The sequence below is a fragment of the Methylomagnum ishizawai genome (assembly GCF_900155475.1).
GTDB classification, from domain to species: Bacteria; Pseudomonadota; Gammaproteobacteria; order Methylococcales; family Methylococcaceae; genus Methylomagnum; species Methylomagnum ishizawai_A.
The window spans coordinates 2757521-2776955 of the sequence record NZ_FXAM01000001.1 but is presented as its reverse complement, the minus strand read 5'-3'; the positions used below and the strand labels follow the sequence as shown (position 1 = coordinate 2776955).

Genomic DNA, 19435 nt, shown 5'->3' with positions numbered 1-19435 from the left:
GCATGGTGGGGCGTGAAACGGCGACGGCGGCGACCGGAGAACACCCGGAGCAAAAACCCAAGAAAATCCGTAAGCGCAAGGCGGTCGCCAAGCCCAAGGAAGCCATCCCGCCAATCCCGCCCAAGCCCAAATTCAGACACCGGGTCGCCGCTTTGCTCATGGCCTTGCTGCGGCGTTTCCCCTGGCGCATGACCGGGCTGGTCGGCACGGAAATCCTGGCGCTCGCCGGGGTCGGACTCATCCTCATTATCGCGGTGCTGGGCCGGTCGGCGGATTGGTTCGGTGGCACCGGCCTCGCCGAAAACCTCCTGCCCTTCGCCGGGATGGTCCTGTTGCTGGTGCTGTTGGGGTCGGGCTTGTTGTGGGCGTGGTGGCGGGCGCGGGGCTGGCTATGGCGGTTATCGCAATACCTGCCTGCCGCGCTGGCCCTGGGCTTGGCGCTGGGAGCCGGATTCCTGGCCGGGCGCGAACCGTTCCGGCGTGAACTCGCCCACCTCCGCGCCCTGGTCGGCGGCAGCGAGGAAGCCGAGCGCGTCACCATCGCCCATCAGGTGTTCGCCGCCTACCGCCGTTCCGACCTCGCCCAGACGCGCCGCATCCTCGACCGCGCCCAGCCCTACCTCCCTGCCATCCGCGCCGCCGCCCTGGCCAACGAGATCGACGGCGAAATCCTGCTCGGCATCGGCGCGGCGGAATCCTCGTTCCTGCCCCGCGACAGCAAGGACGGCGGGCGCGGCCTGTTCCAAATCACCGCGCCCCCCAAAGCCGCCGTCGATGCCGCCCGCCGCCAACTCGGCACCGACAAGCCCGACCCGCTCAATTCCACCCACAACGCCCATCTCGCCGCCGCCACCCTGCGCCATTACCTCAGGGAGATGGGGGGCGATTTGTTCCTGGCGCTGTTGGCCTACAACATCGGTCCCAAGAATGGCGGTTTGCGCTCCATCATGAACCAATACGGCGCCCGCGATTTCGTCACCATCCAACCCTATCTCCAGAACCTGCCGCGTGATTATCCGGTCCGGGTGTTGAGCGCGGCCTTGGCCTACCGGCTGTGGCGTACCGATGGCCGCTTGCCCCGCTACGAGGAAGGCAACAACGCCCAGCACATCCAGGAGGTTGGCATTCCGGGCCTGGGCGATGGCGGGGCGTGGGTCCATCGCAAGGCCGGGACTCCGCCCGCTTGAGTCCGGGCGGGAACCCAGGCGTCGCGCCGGGCTTCCAAAAAACCAGTGTCGATCCATACCGGCGGAGGAAAACCATCATGCGATTAGCGATGCGATGCGGAATAGGGGTGGTCTGCGCGGGCTTGGCGGGGTCCGTGGCGGCGGAAGTGGACCCTACGGCTTCCCTCAGCGTGGTGCAGATACGGGGGTATATGGCGGGGGGCCGGGTGTTTTATGGCTCGGGCGTGGTGGTGGCGCAGGACCGGGTGGCGACCAATTGCCATGTCACCCGCGACGCCGGGCGGATCACCGTCGGCAAGGGGGCGTTGAGCTTCCCGGCTACCGCCCAGCGGGCCGATACCCGGCGCGACCTGTGCGTGCTGGTGGTGCCGGGCCTGCCGTTGCCGGTGGCGCGTTTGGGGCGGGACGGGGAGGTGGGCGTCGGCCAGTCGCTGTATTTCTATGGTTATCCCCATGCCATCGGCATCGCCTACGCCGAGGCCCGTGTGCGGGCCTTGCATCCTTTCGAGGGCGGGCGGGTGATCGAAACCACGGCGGATTTCACCTTCGGCGGCAGTGGCGGGGGCTTGTTCGATGGGCAAGGCCGTTTGGTGGGCTTGGCGACTTTCCTGTCCGCCGCGCAGTCGCGGGGTTATGCGATCCCCAGCGCCTGGATCGCCGCCGTCGAGGCCGGGGAGGCCCACGAGATCGGGCCGTTGCGGGGTTTGACGTTTTGGGAGGATGCGGCGGCCTTGCCGGCTTTTTTGCGGACGCTGGGGAAATAACCCCGGCGATTGGGTCGCGGGTTCCCAAGCGGGGCTCGGGAATCCGCGGGTGGGGAACCGGGATCAGAACACGGCGGTGGTGCGGGTTTGCGCCGCGTCCAGGGCCGCTTGCAGCTTGGCTTCGTCCTCGTGCGAGAGCGAGGTCTGGATGATCTTGCCGCCCGCGCCGCGCAGTTCGTCCAAGACCTTGTCCGGCGTGGCCTTGCGGACCAGGATGAACAGGGCGGAAGTGCCGGGCTTGAAGGTGTCGGCCAGGTTTTTCATGAAATCGTCGTCGATGCCGACATCGCTCAGGGCGCCGGAGATGGCCCCGGCCCCCGCGCCCACCGCCGCGCCCAGCAGCGGGTTCAGGAACAGCATTCCGACCAGGGCGCCCCAGAAACTCCCGCCGATGGCCCCGGCCTGGGTCAGGTTGAACACTTGGTTCAGCTTGACCTTGTCGTCCGCCTGCTTGACCGCGACCACCGCGTCCTCCAGATCGATCAGGTAGTCGCGCTGCATCTTCAAGAGCTTGAGCCGGACTTCCTCCGCCTGGAATAGGTTGTCGTAGCCGATGACGATCAATTCGCTCATGGGAAAACTCCTTGTGTTGGGGTTATTTCGGGAAAAGGCGCAAGTATAGATGGCGGATGTTGCGGAAAATTCAAGCTGCCGGTCCTGTGCGGTTTCCCGAACCCTGGCGGTGGCTAAAAACTCCGCACGGCGCGGACCCGGAACGGGTAGCTCTTGGGGGTCGGGCTTTGGCCGCTGGCACCGAAACCCTGGCCCCAGGCATAGCGGTCGTCGTATTGGTAGCCGGAGGAACTCCAATAGAGGGCGCTGGCGAATCCTCCCACATTGGTCAGCGGCGCGGCGGCTCCTGGCCCGATATTGGTGTACATCAGGTTCAGTTCGTCCTTGGAGGGCAGGTACCAGTCGGTGTATTTGCCGATCACCAGGTCGTAGCAGAGCCGTGCGGCGTAGCCGCCCGCGCCCTGCGCCGCGACGATGGCCTCGGTGTTGGCCTGGCCCATGCCGATGGCGGTGTTGTCCGGGCCGGCTGCGACCGGGAGGTATGCGCCATTCCACCAAGTGCTGTCCGTGCCTTGATCGGTCGGCGCGGCGATCAGGCCATGGCTCTTGGCCGCGTTGAGATAGAAGATGATCCCGCCCTGGTAGGTCTTGCCTATCGCCAGGGGGCTGGCGTCCTGGAACACCGCCGCCGCCGCGCCCAGCGTCTCGCCGGGGCTGACGGTGCTGGCGTCCACGCTCACGAAGCCTGCCTTGGTGAATCTCCAGGCGGTCTCTGGGTCTTTGTTGAGGGTCAGTTGTACCCACCGTTTTTGCCGGGCGGCTTGGTTGATCGGCACCTCGAAGCAGGGCGTGAGCGGGTCGTCCGGCGTACAGGCCGTTCCGCCCGAGGGGTTGCCCTTGGGATAGACCCGGTAGGGCGCGTTGCTGGCTGTGCCCTGGGCCGGTATCTGCACCCATACTTTATAGATGAGCGGGCCGGGGTTGAGCCAAGTGAAGCTGGCATTGCTGCCGCCCTGGGCATAGCCATTGGCATAGACCTGGGTGCCTGTGGGGGGTACCGCCGGAGCGGCGGTCCCAGCTACGGCCAATAGCCCGGCCCAGGCGAGTAACCTGATGCTTGATCGCATGTGCGTGCCCTCGTGGAATCATGAAAGGAGTCGGTCCCCCCCAACCGGGACACAGATAGCATACGGCGTAGCAGGGTGAGATGCACGACAAAGGGACACTGGCTTTCAACTAGGTGTGACTCTCCGAAGATCAAGCCGCAGGCGCGGCCACCGTTCCAACTTCCCCGAGCGGTTGCCGCCCATCCACACATTGCCTCGCCATTGCTGCACCGCCAGATAGGTGTTGATGGTGGCGTAGGCGCCGAAGAAGGCCAGATGTCCGTGCGAGGCCGACCATCATTGCGTGCCATGGGTGTAGAGGTTGATCGGCGGCAGGCCAGGGCCGGATGATTGCTGCTCCTGAACCGATGCACGCCGGAGTCGTAGATGGAATGCACCACCATGGCGACTAGCGGGATCGGTTCCAGCGCCGAGAAGAAGCCGCCTATCGCCAGCCAATAATCCGGGGTGCCAATCCAGAAATAATGATGGCCCAGCCCCAGGATGTCCGAGCCGAACATCGAGGCCACTTCGATAGAGACCAGCCAAGGCCACCAAATCCAGGGTCAACACGCCGGAAATCCCCGACCAGCGGCCCTTGGCGAAGGTCCCGGCCACGTTGTAGAAGAACGCCAGCATCACGGCGACGATGCCAATATCGGCCCAGCGCGGGGCTTCGATGTATTCGCGGCCCTTGTTGATCAGCCAGCGGGTGGCGTCGCTACCGGGTCCGGTCTGGACCAGGAGGTAGACCGGCACGACGATGGTCACGGCGGCGGTCAGCACGTAGAAGGCGATTTCGCCCCATTTCAAACCGGCGATCTCGGTGCCGCTCTCGTCCTCCAGGAACCAGTACACCGAGCCGATGAAGCCATACAGCATCCACACCACCATTGCCGCCCGCCGCGACCAGGGATAGGGAATCGAAGGTCAGGCCGATCAGCGGCACGAACGAACCGGCGGCCATCCAGATCGCGGTTTTCTTTCAAAAGGTTTCGGAAGCCCAGCGAGGCGGGGAGTTCATGGGGATGGCTCCTGTGATGGGTGGGGAATGCGTCGTCGTCGTCCTGGGTTGCGTGGGTGTCGGCGCAGAGCCGGAAGATGGTGCGGGGCGCGAGGCAATAGCCAACCAGCATCGCCGCCGCCAGCGTCCGCCAATAGCCGTCGAGATGGGCGGTGGCGGTCAATATCCACACCGACACCGCCAGCACGGCATAGGCCGCGTAGGCCAGGCGCATGAGGCCGGACCGCCGCGAAGAAGGTGAGCAGGAAATCTTGGAGTTCGACCGGCTGGATCATGAGGCTTGGACCACGGGGTGGGGGACGAGGTTGCGGTACATCGCCGCGATCAAATCGGATTGGGTGACGATGCCGACCAGTTTGTCGCGGGCATCGACGACGGGGATTTGATGGATGCCGCGTCCGCACAGGAGCGGGGCGAGATCGGCGACCGGGGTGCCCGCCCGCACGCTGACCACCGGCGCGGTCATGATCTGCCCCGCGACCTCGGGCTTGCGCGAGTGGATGCCCGGTGTGGTTTGGAGCAGCCGCCGCAACTTGCCGCCCATGCCGTCGAGGCGCTCGATTTGGGCGTGGCGGAAGAAATCGGTCAGGGTGATGATGCCGACGACATGGCGGCCACGGTCGATGACCGGGATCGCCTTGATGTTATGGCGGCGCATCAAGGCCCAGGTTGCTTCCAGATCGGTCCCGAACTCGACCGTGACCGGATCGCGCGACATGATGCCGGCGCAATCCTGTTCGCCGAAGCCGCGCCGATAGGCGTGGTTGGCGGCGAGTTCGTAGAGTTGGCGCAATTCGGCTTCGCTCACATCCACGAAGGCGTGGATATCGTGCAAGGCGGCGCGGAGGTCCGCGCCGTTCAGGCCCAGCCGTTCCAAGGGCGGCGGATGGGCCGGGGCCGGTGCGGGTTGGGGGACCGGGCGCGGGCGGTGGGCGAGCTTGGCGAACGCCAGCAGGAGGCCGACATTGAGCGCCAGCGGCGTCAGCAGGAATTCATAGCCCAGCGCCCGCACGCCCTCCCCGCCCAGGACCGCGTACAAGGCGGTGGCCCCACCGGGCGGATGCAGGCAACGAGCGCTGTGCATGGCGAAGATGGACAGTCCCAGCGCCCAACCGGCGGCGCTCCAGGGGTCGGCGATCCAACCGGCGCAGGCCACGCCGACCAGTCCCGACAGCAGATGTCCGCCCAGCACCGCCCAGGTTCCGGCCATCGGGCTGTGCGGGACGGCGAACAGGATCACCGCCGACGCGCCCATGGACGCCACCATCGGCAGGGCCGGGCGGGCTGCCCCGCCGGCCCAGGCCGTGGCGTAGAGCGCCAGCCCGGCGGACGCGGCGATTTGCAAGCGGGTCGGGAGGGCGACCGGGTTGGCTTCCCTGGGCCAAAGCGTCGGCAGCTTGAAGCGCTTGCGGAACCCCGGCGTGGCGTCTCCGTTCATGCGCCAGCGCCCGGCATCGCGGGATTGATCGTGAATGCGTCGGCGTGGATATTCCGCAACGCCGCACCGGCCAGGAAGGCTTGTTTCTTGCCCAGCTTGACCATTTCCGGGTGGCCGCAGAAGAAGATACGCCAGCCGTCGAGCTTGGGGTTGTCGCGCAAAGCCACCTCGTGGACCCGGCCTTGGGCGTAGCCTTCGGGCGCGTCCGGCCCGGACAGGCAGGGGATGTAATCGAAATGGGCGTGCCGTCGGGCCAGGGCCCGCAGTTCCTCGGCCAGGTACAAGCCTTCCGGTGCGCGGCTGCCGTGATAAAGCCGGATCGGCCCGTAATGGCCCTGGGCCAGCGCATCGCGGACGATGCCGTACAACGGGGCCAGCCCGGACCCGGTGCCGATCAACAGCAGCGGCTGTCCGGGGGTGCCGGATGGATAAAAACAATCGCCGGCCGGACCCTGGATCGTCACGGTCTGGCCGGGCCGCAGTTCCTCGTGGACCCAGCCGCTGACCCGGCCCCCAGCCAAGCGCCGCACATGCAGGTGGATAGGGTCGTCCAGGCCCGGCACGCTGGCGATGGAATAGCTGCGGACCTGCCCGGTGTCCTGGAACAGGTTGATGAATTGGCCGGGGCGGTAATCCAGCGGCGCGTGGCATTCCAGTGCCACTTGCATGATGCCGCCGCCCAAAAGGTCCAGGCTTAGCACAGTGGCGGTTTGGCGGTCCTCGTCCTCCGCATCGGGCAGGACCACGCGCAGGTCTTGTTCGGGATGGCAGACGCAGGCCAGGAAATAGCCACGGGCCTTGAGGCTGTCCTTCAGTCCGCGCTGGGCCGCGGGCGGCGGCACGCCCGCCGTGGAACGCATCAGGCAGGTCTGGCAAACGCCCGCCCGGCACGACGAGGGCACGGGCACGCCATGGCCGGTCAGGCCATCCAACACCGATTGCCCCGGTTCGAGTTCAAAACGCTGGTTGGCGTAGTGGATCGCGGCCATGGCGTACCTCCGTCCTAGCGGCCCAGCACGTCGGCGCGGGTGCTTTCGGCGATGGCGGCGACCTGGGCGATGAGGTCTTCGGCGACGCCCAGTTCCCGCAGCGTGCCGCCCAGGTTCTCGATCACCGCGTCCACATGGCTATCGTCCAAGCCCTTGGCCACCAGATGGGCATGGCCGCGCCGCATATCGAGTCCGGTGTAGTGATGCGGTCCGCCGAAGGCCATGGTGAGGAAGGCTTTCTGCTTGGTGGCCTGCCGGTCCATGTCCACGCCTTCGAAGAAATGGCTGATGCGGTCGTCGCCCAGCACCTTGCGGTAGAAGATATCGACGGCGGCATTGACGGCGGCTTGGCCACCGAGTTGTTCGTACAGGGAGGGGGTATTCTGCGACATGCTTGGCTCCGATGGGGATGGCTTTCAGGGTTGGGAGGCGGGCGGCCCGATGGGGCCGGTCCTCGGAACGCGGAGGTTAGCAAACCCGGTGCCAGAGTCTATCTCATTGATAAAAAATGGATTTGTATTCTAGTATCGACTCGATGCTGTTAAAATGACAGCCCCGGCCGGGTAGTTTAGGCTACCGTCGGCGGTAGCCTGGGCTGGTCCGGCCGGAGGATGCCCGAGGATGCGCGGCCCTGGGTGGGGACAAGGGGCCGTGGTGTCGAAATAACAAGCCCCGTGTCGATTTGACTATCTATGAAATCCTGGCCCGCTTTCCATCCGAATATTTCCCAAGCCAACGTCGATGAAGCCATCCGCGCCGCGGTGCTGAACCTGACCGCCGAGGTGTCGATGCGCGAGCGCCATCTCCGCTTCCTGGAAATCTTCGCCCACATCACCGGCAACCAGGCTTGCGCCTTGCTGCGCTACCGGGAGGGAGCCTTGGTGCCGGTGGCGACCTTGGGGCTTTCGCCCGAGGTGCTGGGTCGCCAGTTCCTCCCGGCGGAACATCCGCGCTTGGCGGCCATCGTCGAATCGCGTGCGCCGCTGCGTTTTGCCGCCCACGATCCTCGCCCCGACCCCTATGACGGTTGGTTGGCCGGCGATGCCTACGGCAAGCTGCAAGTCCATTCCTGCCTCGGCTGTGGCCTCTACAACGAAAACACCTTGTTCGGGGCGCTGACGGCGGACGCCCTGCAAGCCGGGGTGTTCGACCGCATCGACGACCACGTTTTCCAGACCTTCGCCGCCATCGCCACCGTGGCCCTGCGCTATGAAACCTATATCGGCGCTTTGGAGGATTTGGCCCGCCATCGCGGCCAGGTCGCCGCCGAGTTGGTGAACGAGACGCTGGCGCGTAGCGGTCCGGTGCTGGGCCAAAGCCCGGCCATGCTCAAGCTGGACCGCGAGATCGATATCGTCGCCAAGTCCGACCTGACCGTGCTGCTGACGGGGGAAACCGGGGTGGGTAAGGAAATCCTGGCGCGGATCATCCATTCGCGCTCGGCGCGGGCCGGTCAAGCCCTGGTCTATGTGAATTGCGCCGCGCTGCCGGAATCCCTGGCCGAAAGCGAATTGTTCGGCCATGCCAAGGGCGCGTTCAGCGGGGCGGGAAGCGAGCGGGCCGGGAAGTTCGAGCTAGCCGACGGTGGCACGCTGTTCCTGGACGAGGTGGGAGAACTGCCGCTGGCGATCCAGGCCAAGTTGCTGCGGGCGGTGCAGTTCGGCGAAATCCAACGGCCCGGCTCGGACAAGGCGCACCGGGCCGAGGTCAGGATCATCGCCGCCACCAACCGGCCTTTGGAAGAGGAGGTGAAGGCGGGCCGGTTCCGCGCCGACCTTTATCACCGGCTGACGATGTATCCCTTACGGGTGCCGCCGCTGCGCGAGCGGGTGGAGGATATCGCGGTGCTGGCTGGGTATTTCCTGGATCGGGCGCGGGCCAAGCTGGGCCTGGAACGCTTGGCGATGATGCCCGCCACCATCGAGGCGCTGAACCGATATGCTTGGCCCGGCAATGTGCGCGAACTCGAACACGCCATGCTCCGCGCCGCCCTCCGCGCCGCGTCCAGCCGGGGCGGGACGGTGGTGCTGGAGCCGGGCGATCTGGATATCGCCGTGGCGGGGCCGCCCGGCGTGGAACCGCCGCCGCGGGAGGATGTGCCGCTGGCGCTGGCGGTGGACGATTTCCAGCGGCGTTCGATCCTCGGAGCCCTGGCGGCGGCCGGGGGTAATTGGGCCGGCGCGGCGCGGCGCTTGGGCTTGGACCCCGGCAATTTGCACCGGCTGGCGCGGCGCCTGGGTATCAAATAGCCGGGACCGGGGTATCCATCCGCCCCGGAAAAATCGTGCCAATATTTATCTTAGGCCAGGTCTTTTATGGTATCTTTCGCGCCCATGCACCATTTCGACGAAACTTTCAGTACTTCCTATCTGGTCGCCCTGCTCATGGGGCTGTTCAGCGCCCTACATTGCCTGGGGATGTGTGGTTCCATCATCGGTTCCCTCACCCTGAGCCTCAAGCGCGAAATCCGCGAGCAGAAGCATCTCCTGATGCCCTTCGTGTTCAGCTACAACCTCGGGCGGATCGCCAGCTACTCCCTGGGCGGGCTATTGGCCGGCCTGGCCGAGCATATGCTGAGCATGCCCCTGGGCGAGGGCCACGGCCACCGCATCCTGCAAATCCTCTCCGCCCTGATCATGGCCGGGGCGGGCTTGCATATCGGCGGCTGGTTCCCGCGCTTCGCCTATATCGAAAAGATCGGCGGCACCATGTGGCGCAGGATCGAGCCTTACGGGCGGCGCCTGATCCCGGTCGAGACCCTACCGCAAGCCTTCGTGTTCGGCATGGTCTGGGGCTGGTTGCCGTGTGGGCTGGTCTATACCGCCCTGACCTTGGCGGCGACCACCGGGGATGTGGTGCGCAGCACCTTCACCATGTTCGCCTTCGGACTCGGCACTATGCCCGCGGTAATGGGGGTCGGTATAATGACCTCTTGGATGGTGCGTTTATCCAGCATGAAAAAATTCCGCCAGGCGACGGGTATCACCTTGATCGCCCTGGCCCTATTGGCTGCGTTCCCCTGGTTGAATCCCATGGTGCGGCATTCGATAGGTATGTAATCAACGATGGGAGGTTGAGGCTATGTTCCAAAGATTAATCGGCCAGTCGCCGAATTTCGAGGCTTTGCTGCGGAGCGCCAGGATGGTGGCCGCGACCGATGTGACGGTGCTGGTGGTCGGCGAAACCGGGACCGGCAAGGAAGTGTTGGCCCAGGCGTTGCAGCAGCATAGCCCCCGCGCCGACAAACCGTTCATCACCCTCAATTGCGCCGCCCTGCCGGAATCCCTGGCCGAATCCGAATTGTTCGGCCACAGGAAGGGCGCGTTCACCGGAGCCATCGGCAACCAACTCGGGCGTTTGCAGGCCGCCGACAGCGGCACGGTGTTCCTGGACGAGGTGGATTCCCTGCCCGTGGCCTTGCAGGCCAAGCTGCTGCGCTTCCTGGAAACCGGCGAAATCCAGCCGGTGGGCGAAACCCAGACCTCCAGGGTCAATGTCCGTATCCTGGCCGCCACCAACTCCAACCTCCAGGAAAAGATCGCCCGGGGCGAATTCCGCCGCGACCTCTATTACCGGCTCAATGTCGTCCCCTTGGAAATCCCGCCGCTGCGCGAGCGCATGGGCGATATTCAGGTCCTGTTGCAGCATTTTATGCGCCAGTTCGCCGAGGAGCATCGTTTGCCGGAGGCCAGCTTCAGCAAGGTCGCCCTCAACCGCCTGTCGGCCTACCACTGGCCGGGCAATGTCCGCGAACTGCGCAATGTCTGCGAGCGCCTGTCGATCCTTTTGGCCGGCCGCGTGATCGAGGAGAACAACCTGCCCTCGGAAATCATCAACCGGGTGCCGGCCCAAAAGCCCTTGTTCGACCTGCCGGAACTCGGCATCGACTTGGAGAAGGTGGAGATGGACCTGATCCGCCAAGCCCTTAACCGCACCAATGGCAACCGTAGCCGCTCGGCGCGGCTGTTGGGGATTTCCAGGGATACCTTGTTGTACCGTATGCAGAAATATGGGATCAGCTAAGGCATCGCCCGGCGTCCGCCCGGACCGGCCACGGTCCGGGCGGACGCCGGGTCGGTCGTCCTACCGCCCTGCCGGTGGCTCCGCGCATCGCCCCCTTCCTTCAGCGCCATCCGTTTCCCCCCGCTCCTTTTCGGCCCATCCGCCACGCCCGCCCTGGTTCGACGGTCCCGGCCCCCCCTTCCCAAGCCCGTGGGATAAATTTCTCCGTCCGGGTTCGGTTCCCCCTTATGGATTCGTCCGCCGGGTTTGTTTGGCGGAGCGTTCGATGATCTGCGTATTTAGGCAAGCGTAATGCGTGATATCGCTTTGGTGGTGATTTTTTGCCTGGTCCTGCTCAGGGTTTTCAAGGAGCCCCTGTACGGCGTCTTGTTGTGGAACTGGGTATCCTTCATGAATCCGCATCGCCTGGCCTACGGGTTCGCCTATTCGTTTCCGTTCGCCCTGATTTCCGCGGTCGTGACCATACCCTTGGCCTTCGGTGCCAAGCGGAAGGTCAATCCGATGTCCGCCGCCGCGATTGGGATGTGCGTGCTGTGGGCGTGGATGGCGGTCACCTCCGTGTATGCGATGATCCCGGACGAAGCCTGGATCCAGTACAAGAAGGTCTCGAAGATATTTTTCATGGCCATCGTCACCGGGATGCTGCTGGTGGATAAGGCCGCGATCAATAAGATGATCGCGGTGATCGTGGGTTCGTTCGGATATTACGGGGTGAAAGGCGGGATATTCACCATCATAACCGGGGGGACGCAACGGGTTTGGGGGCCGAGCGGATCCTTTGTGGAAGGGAATAACGAGGTCGCCGTCGCCCTGCTGATGACGGCGCCTTTTTTTTATTATTTGTCGTCGCAGGTGCGGCAGCGGTTCCTGCGGTTGGCCCTGCTGGCCGGCATGGGTTTGACCGTGGTCGCCGCCGTCGGGACGCAATCGCGTGGCGCCCTCTTGGCGGGCGGCGCGATGCTGTTCTACTTCTGGTTCAAGGTCAAGAACAAGTTCAGGATCGCGTTGCTGGGGGGATTGCTGGTCGGGGTGATCCTCGCCATGATGCCGGCCGCATGGTACCAGCGCATGCATACCATCGAAACCTACCAGCAGGATGCGTCCGCGATGAGCCGACTCAAAGCCTGGACCGTGGCGACAAGGATCGCCCAGGACCGGTTGACCGGGGGGGGATTCGAACTGTGGTCGGTCAATGCGTATACCTTATATTCGCCCGAGGGTTTCTACAGGAACTCCCAGGGCGGCGCGTTTGACGTGCATAGTATTTATTTCGAGATACTCGGCGAGCATGGTTTCCCAGGGTTGATCGCCTATTTGGTCATATGGTGGCTGGTATTCAAGGATACCCGTTGGGTGACCGCTAAAGCCAAGGGTGTCACGGCCTTGCAATGGGCCGGGGATTTGGCGCGGATGATACAGGTTTCCCTGATCGCCTATGCGACCGGCGGCGCGTTCCTGGGGCTGGCATATTTCGATTTGCCTTGGTGCCTGCTCTTCATCGTGGGCGCGGTCAAGACCGTCGTCGGCAAGGAAATAGCGGCTTCCGCCACCGGCGTGGATGCGGCCTCGTCGGCCATTCCCACGCAGGCGGGTTTCGTCAGGACGAGGCGGGGCGGCGCTTGACCTCGCGCTCCGAACTGGCGGGCCGGGTCGCTTCGAGCCTGGCGGGACGCAGCAGGCCCATCACTTCGGCCAGTCCCGCGCGGTTGAACAGCAGGCTCCCCAACAGATAAGTCAGCGCGCCGGTGAAGACCAGCACTCCCAGCCGGGGCAGGGGCAGCCGGGTGAGGGCGTGCAGTGCTGGCGGCATCGCCAAGGCGGCCAAGCCCTCGCGCATCCCCCATACCGCGCCGTACATCAGCAGGCTGGCGAGCAGGGGTTTCGAAAGCGCCAGGATCACCGCGGACAGGGTCAAGCCGAGGTGCCGGCGGGAGAGGGCCACATTGGCGAGGAAGACCAGCGGGAACGCGGTTATCCAGGCCAGCGCCATGCCCGGCAGGCCGGCTTGGCAGCCGACGACGAACGCGGCGCACATCACGATGGCGGTCGAAACCGTGTTGCGGAAGCTCGCATCGGCGCGTCCGACCGATTGCAGCCCGGCGTTTATGATCGGGCTCAGCACCCGCAGCGGCATGATGAGGCAGAGCAGCGCGAGCGAGTCGGTCGCTTCCAGCCATTGCCCGCCGAGCAACCCGGCCACGAGTTCCGGGGACACGCAGGACATGCCCCACATGACGGGGAAGGATAGCAGGCTGATACCGCGCAGGCTTTTCAATAGGTATTGGTTGACATTGCCACCGTCACGTTTGACCTTGGACATGGCGGGAAAAGCTACTTGGTTGAGGATGGCGGAAATGCGCGAGGCGGGCATCGATGCCAGGTTCATCGAAACGGAATATAACCCGAGATCGTGGCCCCCCAGCAGTTTTCCGATCACGAACGAATCGGCTTGGGAATAGATATAGAATATGAATTGGGTAGCCGCCACATCCCGCCCGAACCGGATGATCTGGCCGCTGCCGGAAAAACGGAATAAGGGTGGCTGGAAATAAGGGCTGACGCAGTTTAACCCTATCGCCCGGAATGTGGTTTGGAATACCGTGCCCCAAACCAAGGATAAAGCGCCATATCCCTCGCTGGCCAGGAAAAGGATGAGCAAAGCGCCAAGGAGATGGGAGGAAAAATCGATGAACGCCCGTTCCCGGTAGCGCATCGCGCGGTCCAGGGTCGCGTTGGGGATGACCGCGAACGCGGCGGGGATGAATTGCAAGCTGATGACTTGCATGACCGCCTCTATGCGTGGCTCCACGAAAAACCATGACGCGAGCGGCGCGACCCCGAAGGCCAGGAGCGCGGACACGCAAAAATTCGAAGCCAATACGACGGCGAAAACCTGCCGGGTTTGTCGGGTTGAAACCTCTTTCGATTGCACGAGGCTATAGCCCAGCCCGATTTCGGCGATGAAGGCGAATAATCCGCTGAATATGGTGGTCATCGCCACCAGGCCATAATCGTTGGGAGCCAGTAGGCGCATCACCACGATAGTGATGGCCCAGGATACGATCTGCGAGCTTAATCTACCGATTAAAGTCCACTTGAGCGCGGACAATACTTGGGTGCGGAGGTTCACGGGTGGGGTTTATAGGTGTTTTTTGGGCGGACCCGGCCAAATAATATCGGCATGCTGAAATTCTCGTCTTTGATGCTTTCTATCGAGATCACCTCGAAGTGCCGGGCGAGGAATGCCTCGAAAGTGCGGGCGTTGAACTGGACGACATGTTCCGGCTCGTCGATGGGGCCGAGGCAATCGTCCGGGACAAAGAAAAAGGCTTGTCCACCCGGTTTCAAGGCGCGTTTGATTTCGTTGGCGAAAACATCCCGGCGGATAACATGCTCAAGTATCTGGGAAGCGATGATCGCGTCGAAGCCCGCATCGGGCACCGGCAAATAAGGTGCTTTTCCTGGGTACATCGTGAAGCCTTCTTCCCGTAGGCGGTCGACGGCGTACCCGGAAATCTCAAGGCCTGAGAGATCGCCATAGCCACGTGCTTTGAGGTCGCGGAGTATGCTGCCGTTGCCGCAGGCGATATCGAGGATGGCCGCATCCAGGGGGGTATGCCGTGCGATCAGCGCGTTTTTGGTCGGCCAAGTCCTAAGATGCCAGGTTTCCGCGAGGCGGGCGTCCCAATAACCGGGGGATCGATGCCTTCCGAAGAGGTTCACAGCCAAGTGGTATACCAGCGGGAAATGCCGCGAAATCGCGGCCCTGATGCGCCAAGGTATTGGGTTCATCGAATGGGCCTGCCAGGATGAGGTTGGGAGGGTTGCTTAAATCAACGCCGCCTGAATCCGAAAACGAAGCTCCGGCGGGAGGAATCCGCATTATAGCCCATGGTGCGGGCGGCTGGTTTTTTTGGGCGGAGCTGCCTGGTTTGAATGGTGGCCTGGCGGGCTGAATACGATACCTATTCCCATGTTGAAAATTCAACCCCAAATCCGGCCATATATGGTGAAACGCTCCTGCCGCCAAAGGCTTTCCAGAGTTTGATCCATTAAGGCGGCATCGATGAGTGCTAAGACACCGCTGCCGATCTGGGCCTCGCGTATCACTCCTGCCCGTATAAATGCGTTCCTTACCAATTCGCAGTCGCGAACCCTGGAAATGAATGGATCGTGCGCCTGGGTAATGACTTTATATTCCCGCCCTTGGGTATCTACGCAGGCAACCTCGAATATCTCATCCGCATAGACCTTCACCGGAAAATCAGTGCCCATCCGATCCTCGGTGCGGTGGAAACTGGTGGTGCTATTCAGGTCCACCCCGATCAGTAGTATCTTGCCTTTCGCTTCCACCAGCCGCGCGAAGGGGGATAGGTCGGCGAAGGGGGTTCGGCATAGGTGGTGTTCCCCCACGAAATATCCGGCGCGTGGTCCGAAAGCCAAGATCGAATGGCTGGGATGTAGGCTACGTTGTCCCCCTGGGGTTCGGAGCGCATATTCACTCAGGGAGCCCATTTTGCTGGGCGCATTGGCGGCGTCGAATACCGGGCGCGAAGCTAGATATCCATACATCAAGGTATTGAAGGGAAAGACCGGATATAGCATATGTCCTTCATCGCCGACTTGCTCGGCGATGAGATTGAATACCGCCTGCGGCCCGCCGGTGATTTTGCCGAGATTACTGATTCCGCTATGGACCATGACGGTATCCCCGGAACCCAAGCCCAGGTTGGCCAAGGCCGTGGCGATGGCCGCTTTATCGACGATAACTCGGGTCGCACGGGACGGCTTAGGGGGATTATCGCCGTTTTCCTGCGTAAACTTGCGCAGGCGGCGTTGGATTTTCGCCGATAAGCGGGAGGCGTCGCGTTGGAGGGATCGGGTATAGACCGAGAGGGGATGGCGCATGGGGAGGTTCCAAGGCTGGTTGAAGTCCATAAGGGCGTCGCCTGTGGGGGGCAGATGGCGTTCCGCTGCCTATTGTTGGCAGCGGCGATAAATCGAAGTCGCCGCCGGTCAATTCAAGGATTTCCAATATCCAAATCCCGGATTAAGCGGGGGCCGGGTAATCGAGTTCCATCAATTGGGCATCGACGCAGAATTTGGCCGCCCAGTTGAGATATTCGAAGCGCCCATAGTCGCCATCGACCGGGAACGCGCCCCGGACGCCACCGACGATATCGGGATCGCCGCTGATAGGCACCGTGCGGCGGACGTAGCGGTTGGCGCGGCGGGCGGCGTCGAGGTAGGCGGCGTTCCCGGTGATCGCGTGTAGCAGGAACCAGCAGGCCGCGATTTGCACGCTGCCGGTCAGGCAGACCCAATCCACCGTGGCGTTCCAATCGCAATCGAGTTGTCCGGCGATGCGACCGTCGGTCGCCATGGCCCGCAGCAGCGCGTCCGCCGTCTTCCGCGCCGCCGTCAGCAGATCGGCCTCGCCCGAGTAGCGGTAGGCTTCGATGACACCGCGCAACGCATAGCCGATGGTGTGGGTCAGCGGTTGTTCGGGAGAGGATAGGCAATTGCTGGCGAACCAGCCGTTTTCCCGTTGCTTGGTCAGCGCCCAGCGCACTTGCCGGAGGCCGGCCTCGCCATAGCCTGGGTCCGGGGCCAGCCGCGCCGCCTCGAACAAGCCCCAGGATACATGGGTTTCGTAGGCTTTTTCGCCGGGCGCGGCGAACGGCGTGGGGTGTTTGCGCCAACAGCCGTCGGCGTCCTGGCTGTCCCTGAGCCAAGCGGCGGCCTTGTGCATGGGCTCCAGGTAGGCGTCGCCGAACCTGCGTACTCCCGCCGCCAGCCCGATCAGGATTTGCCCGGTGTTGAACGTGACCGGCACGCGCGGGTCGGCGTCGATCTTGCCGCCTTGGAAGCCGCCTTCGGGGAATTGGATGGACACCAGCCAGTCCAGCATCCGCCGGGCGCGGTCGGCGAGCGCGGAATCGTGGGTGCGGTCGGCGTAGTCGATCAGCGTGGGGACGATGTAGCCCGAGGTTTCCGGGTAGGCACTGGCCCAGCCCTTGAGCAGGCTGAAGTCGCGCGCGGAGCCGCCGTCCCGGTGGAGGGACTGGTCCTGCGAGCGCTTGAGCCAGGCGATGCCCGCCGCCGCCACGGCCTCGGGTCCGGGATCGAGGTCGGGCAGGCCGGCCCGGTCCAGTAGGAGTTGCCGCTGGGCGGGCGCGGGCAGGCGGGGCTCGTCCAGATAGCGGGTTTTGATGCGGGCGGCGATTTGCTTGAGTCGGGTCGCGGTGGTGTTCATGGATAGTGCGGGGTCGGGGTGGAGGCGTGGGCTTGGAGTGCGCCGGATGAACGGGCCGGGGCGGTGTTCATGCCGGGGGCCGGGCGCAAAGCGCGTCGAAATGCCCGGCCAGTTGCGCGGTGCGGTGTCGGCGCGAAGCGGCGGGGATGAGCGCGGCGGTGGGCGGGGACGTTGCCGCGCCGTCAGCGACGCGGCGCAGCAGCGCGGCGATGGCGTCGGTGTCGTCCAGCGGGGCCGTGAGTTCCACGCCGGCGGCGGCGAGGGCGCGGGCGGTGTCGCCCTTGGGGTCGGTCAGCCCCAGGATGGGCCTCCCGGCACGCAGGTATTCGTAGAATTTGGCGGGAATCTGGTCGTTGCAGTTGCCGGCCTGCATGATGAGCAACAGGTCGGCCCGCATCATCTCGGCCAGTGCGTCGCGGTAAGGCACGGGCGGGGCGATTTCGATGAAGTCGCGCACACCGTGCTGCTCGGCTATCGCCAAAAGTGGTGCCTCGTGGGCGGGGGCGCGGAAGCGTACCACCAAGCGTTCGGGTGACAGGGCATGGGCTTCGCGCAGCCGGCGCAGGGCGGCGAAGAAATGGGTGGGGTTGCGTTCCGAGGGATAGGCGATGCCGCTGTGCAGCAGGGTGAGCTTGCCGGGGTTCAGCGGTGCGCCGCCTGGATCGAGTCCCTCGAAACATTCCTCGTCGTAGCCGTTTTCGATCAGGTTCAGGCGGTCGGCGCGGTGGGGATAGCGTTCGGAGTAGAGGCGGATGTTGCCGGGCGAGGTGCAGACCGACAGGGCCGCGTGGTTCACGGCGTAGGTCTCGATGCGGCGGTAGCTTTCGCGCACCACGGGGTCGCGGGGATAGTTGGCCTCCACCATCGGGTCGCGGAAGTCCGCCACCCAGGGCACGCCCGTCAGCCGGTGCAAGGTGCCGCCGATCTTGTGCGCGGTGGCGATGGGATAGGTGGACCAAATCAGGTCGGGGCGGTATTTGTGGATCATCCAAAGTCCCGGCGGGACCGCCCCTGCCCACCAGCCGGCCCAGCGGTCGGGCAGGGCCAGGCATTGCGGATAGCGTCCCTTGAACGAGAGATGCCGCGCCGTGTTCAAGGCCGGGGCGCGCATCACCACCGTTCCGGTGGGAATCTCGCCGAGCTGGTCGGGGGAGGTCTGTTCGTAGGCGATGGGGTGGGCGGTCAATACCAACGGTGTCCAGCCGAATTCCGGCAGATACTTGGCGAACCTGAGGGTTCTCTGGATGCCGCTGCTGCCCGCCAGCGGCGGGAAATGGTAGGCGATCATCAAGACGCGCTTCATGGGGAGGGTGGACCTGTTCGGCTTTGATTACGGGTGATGGGCGGGGGTCTTTGGCCGGTCCTTTGGCAAACCGCGTTGCTCATGTTTCAAGGGTTGGTTTTCGGGCCGCCCGGAGTGTTTTTCTGGATATTTTCCGGCGGGCTTCCACTCCCGGTATGCTGGGCATCGGGTTTGATGGGGGTTCCGCTACCGGAGGCCCGTTTGGCCTCCGCGTTCAGCCGGGCCGCGCGCCGGGTCAGGATCGGGGAGTTGGGCGCTAATTGCAGGCCCGCCTGGATTATTTTCTTGGCTACTTCCGGCTGTCCGTCTTTCGCATAGATTTCCGCGAGGTCGGCGTAGGCTTTTTCGTATTTGGGGTTGAGTTTGATCGCCTGCTGCAAGTCCGGTATCGCTTTGACGGTTTCTTTGAGCAATACGTAAGCCTTGGCCCTGGCGACCAGTATTTCGGGGAGGAGGGAGAAGTCGGGAGGGGACCTTTCTATGGAATAGTTGTAATCCGCGACCGCATATCTTAAGAGCGAATTCTTCTCGGTGGGCGGAGCGCCAAAGCTGCTGTAATATTTATTCACATTGGTCTGTCCCCAGCAGAAATGGTGATAATGATTGAAGCCTGGCCCGAGCAGTTTCAGCCATTTATCATGGTCTTGGTTCATTTGCTCCGAGGTTCTGCCGAAAGTGGGTTGGCCATGGCTGGTATTGGATTGGAATTTACAAGCTAGGGGTAGTTTCCGAATCTCTTGCTCGGTGGGAATGGCCGCGTGGATCGGCAGGGCTGAAAACAGACCCAAACCCGAGGATACGAAGTAAAAGCAACGGAGCAGGGGTTTCATGG

The 19435-nt window shown here is 63.8% G+C and carries 17 protein-coding genes and 1 pseudogene; 6 read left to right on the top strand and 12 right to left on the bottom strand.

Annotated elements, in window-relative coordinates; genetic code table 11:
* Window positions 1-2 precede the first annotated feature (2 nt).
* Both B9N93_RS12285 and B9N93_RS12280 read left to right on the top strand, forming a co-directional pair.
* Window positions 3-1187, top strand: coding sequence for a lytic transglycosylase domain-containing protein (locus B9N93_RS12285; protein ID WP_085214041.1), 1185 nt, complete (start codon window positions 3-5; stop codon window positions 1185-1187).
* Between the two features lie 77 nt (window positions 1188-1264).
* Window positions 1265-1951, top strand: a complete 687-nt coding sequence (locus tag B9N93_RS12280; protein WP_085214039.1) for a S1 family peptidase — start codon at window positions 1265-1267, stop codon at window positions 1949-1951.
* Window positions 1952-2014: 63 nt separating this feature from the next.
* On the opposite strand, the gene B9N93_RS12275 is transcribed toward B9N93_RS12280, so the two are convergent.
* From B9N93_RS12275 to B9N93_RS12250, 6 genes and pseudogenes are all read right to left on the bottom strand, one after another.
* On the bottom strand, window positions 2015-2524 hold the full coding sequence (locus B9N93_RS12275) for a DUF1269 domain-containing protein (RefSeq protein WP_085214037.1): 510 nt from the start codon (window positions 2522-2524) through the stop codon (window positions 2015-2017).
* A gap of 113 nt (window positions 2525-2637) precedes the next feature.
* Entirely contained in the window at window positions 2638-3591 is a 954-nt protein-coding gene (locus B9N93_RS12270; RefSeq protein ID WP_085214035.1) for an Lcl C-terminal domain-containing protein, read from the bottom strand.
* A gap of 147 nt (window positions 3592-3738) precedes the next feature.
* Window positions 3739-4467 (bottom strand): annotated as a pseudogene (locus B9N93_RS12265) (cbb3-type cytochrome c oxidase subunit I); the annotation flags it as partial.
* A 398-nt stretch (window positions 4468-4865) separates the two neighbouring features.
* Window positions 4866-6032, bottom strand: coding sequence for an HPP family protein (locus B9N93_RS12260; protein ID WP_085214033.1), 1167 nt, complete (start codon window positions 6030-6032; stop codon window positions 4866-4868).
* Window positions 6029-7021, bottom strand: a complete 993-nt coding sequence (locus B9N93_RS12255) for a 2Fe-2S iron-sulfur cluster-binding protein (RefSeq protein ID WP_085214031.1) — start codon at window positions 7019-7021, stop codon at window positions 6029-6031. The genes B9N93_RS12260 and B9N93_RS12255 overlap by 4 nt, the downstream gene beginning before the upstream one ends.
* 14 nt (window positions 7022-7035) lie before the next feature.
* Window positions 7036-7413 (bottom strand): group I truncated hemoglobin, encoded by a 378-nt coding sequence (locus tag B9N93_RS12250; RefSeq protein WP_085214029.1) that lies wholly within the window; start codon window positions 7411-7413, stop codon window positions 7036-7038.
* A 300-nt stretch (window positions 7414-7713) separates the two neighbouring features.
* Between B9N93_RS12250 and norR the strand changes: the two genes are divergently transcribed.
* The 4 genes from norR (at window position 7714) to B9N93_RS12230 (ending at window position 12667) form a co-directional block, all read left to right on the top strand.
* The gene (norR, locus tag B9N93_RS12245) at window positions 7714-9270 is read left to right on the top strand and encodes a nitric oxide reductase transcriptional regulator NorR (protein WP_085214027.1); all 1557 of its coding nucleotides are present in this window, start codon (window positions 7714-7716) and stop codon (window positions 9268-9270) included.
* Between the two features lie 84 nt (window positions 9271-9354).
* Window positions 9355-10080: a sulfite exporter TauE/SafE family protein gene (locus B9N93_RS12240; RefSeq protein ID WP_254899387.1), complete on the top strand. Its 726-nt coding sequence runs from the start codon at window positions 9355-9357 to the stop codon at window positions 10078-10080.
* Between the two features lie 22 nt (window positions 10081-10102).
* Window positions 10103-11044 carry a sigma-54 interaction domain-containing protein gene (locus B9N93_RS12235; RefSeq protein WP_085214025.1) on the top strand — a complete coding sequence of 314 codons (942 nt, stop codon included), beginning with the start codon at window positions 10103-10105 and terminating at the stop codon, window positions 11042-11044.
* 291 nt (window positions 11045-11335) lie between these two features.
* Window positions 11336-12667 carry a putative O-glycosylation ligase, exosortase A system-associated gene (locus B9N93_RS12230; protein WP_085214023.1) on the top strand — a complete coding sequence of 444 codons (1332 nt, stop codon included), beginning with the start codon at window positions 11336-11338 and terminating at the stop codon, window positions 12665-12667.
* On the opposite strand, the gene B9N93_RS12225 is transcribed toward B9N93_RS12230, so the two are convergent.
* The 6 genes from B9N93_RS12225 to B9N93_RS12200 form a co-directional block, all read right to left on the bottom strand.
* Window positions 12642-14174 (bottom strand): lipopolysaccharide biosynthesis protein, encoded by a 1533-nt coding sequence (locus B9N93_RS12225; protein ID WP_085214021.1) that lies wholly within the window; start codon window positions 14172-14174, stop codon window positions 12642-12644. The genes B9N93_RS12230 and B9N93_RS12225 overlap by 26 nt on opposite strands.
* Window positions 14171-14767 carry a class I SAM-dependent methyltransferase gene (locus B9N93_RS12220; RefSeq protein ID WP_254899482.1) on the bottom strand — a complete coding sequence of 199 codons (597 nt, stop codon included), beginning with the start codon at window positions 14765-14767 and terminating at the stop codon, window positions 14171-14173. The genes B9N93_RS12225 and B9N93_RS12220 overlap by 4 nt, the downstream gene beginning before the upstream one ends.
* A gap of 261 nt (window positions 14768-15028) precedes the next feature.
* Entirely contained in the window at window positions 15029-15982 is a 954-nt protein-coding gene (locus tag B9N93_RS12215) for an AAC(3) family N-acetyltransferase (RefSeq protein ID WP_085214017.1), read from the bottom strand.
* A 112-nt stretch (window positions 15983-16094) separates the two neighbouring features.
* Window positions 16095-17300: a prenyltransferase/squalene oxidase repeat-containing protein gene (locus tag B9N93_RS12210; protein ID WP_085214015.1), complete on the bottom strand. Its 1206-nt coding sequence runs from the start codon at window positions 17298-17300 to the stop codon at window positions 16095-16097.
* A 67-nt stretch (window positions 17301-17367) separates the two neighbouring features.
* Window positions 17368-18603 carry a glycosyltransferase family protein gene (locus B9N93_RS12205; protein ID WP_085214013.1) on the bottom strand — a complete coding sequence of 412 codons (1236 nt, stop codon included), beginning with the start codon at window positions 18601-18603 and terminating at the stop codon, window positions 17368-17370.
* A gap of 86 nt (window positions 18604-18689) precedes the next feature.
* Window positions 18690-19433, bottom strand: a complete 744-nt coding sequence (locus B9N93_RS12200; RefSeq protein ID WP_085214011.1) for a tetratricopeptide repeat protein — start codon at window positions 19431-19433, stop codon at window positions 18690-18692.
* Window positions 19434-19435 lie beyond the last annotated feature (2 nt).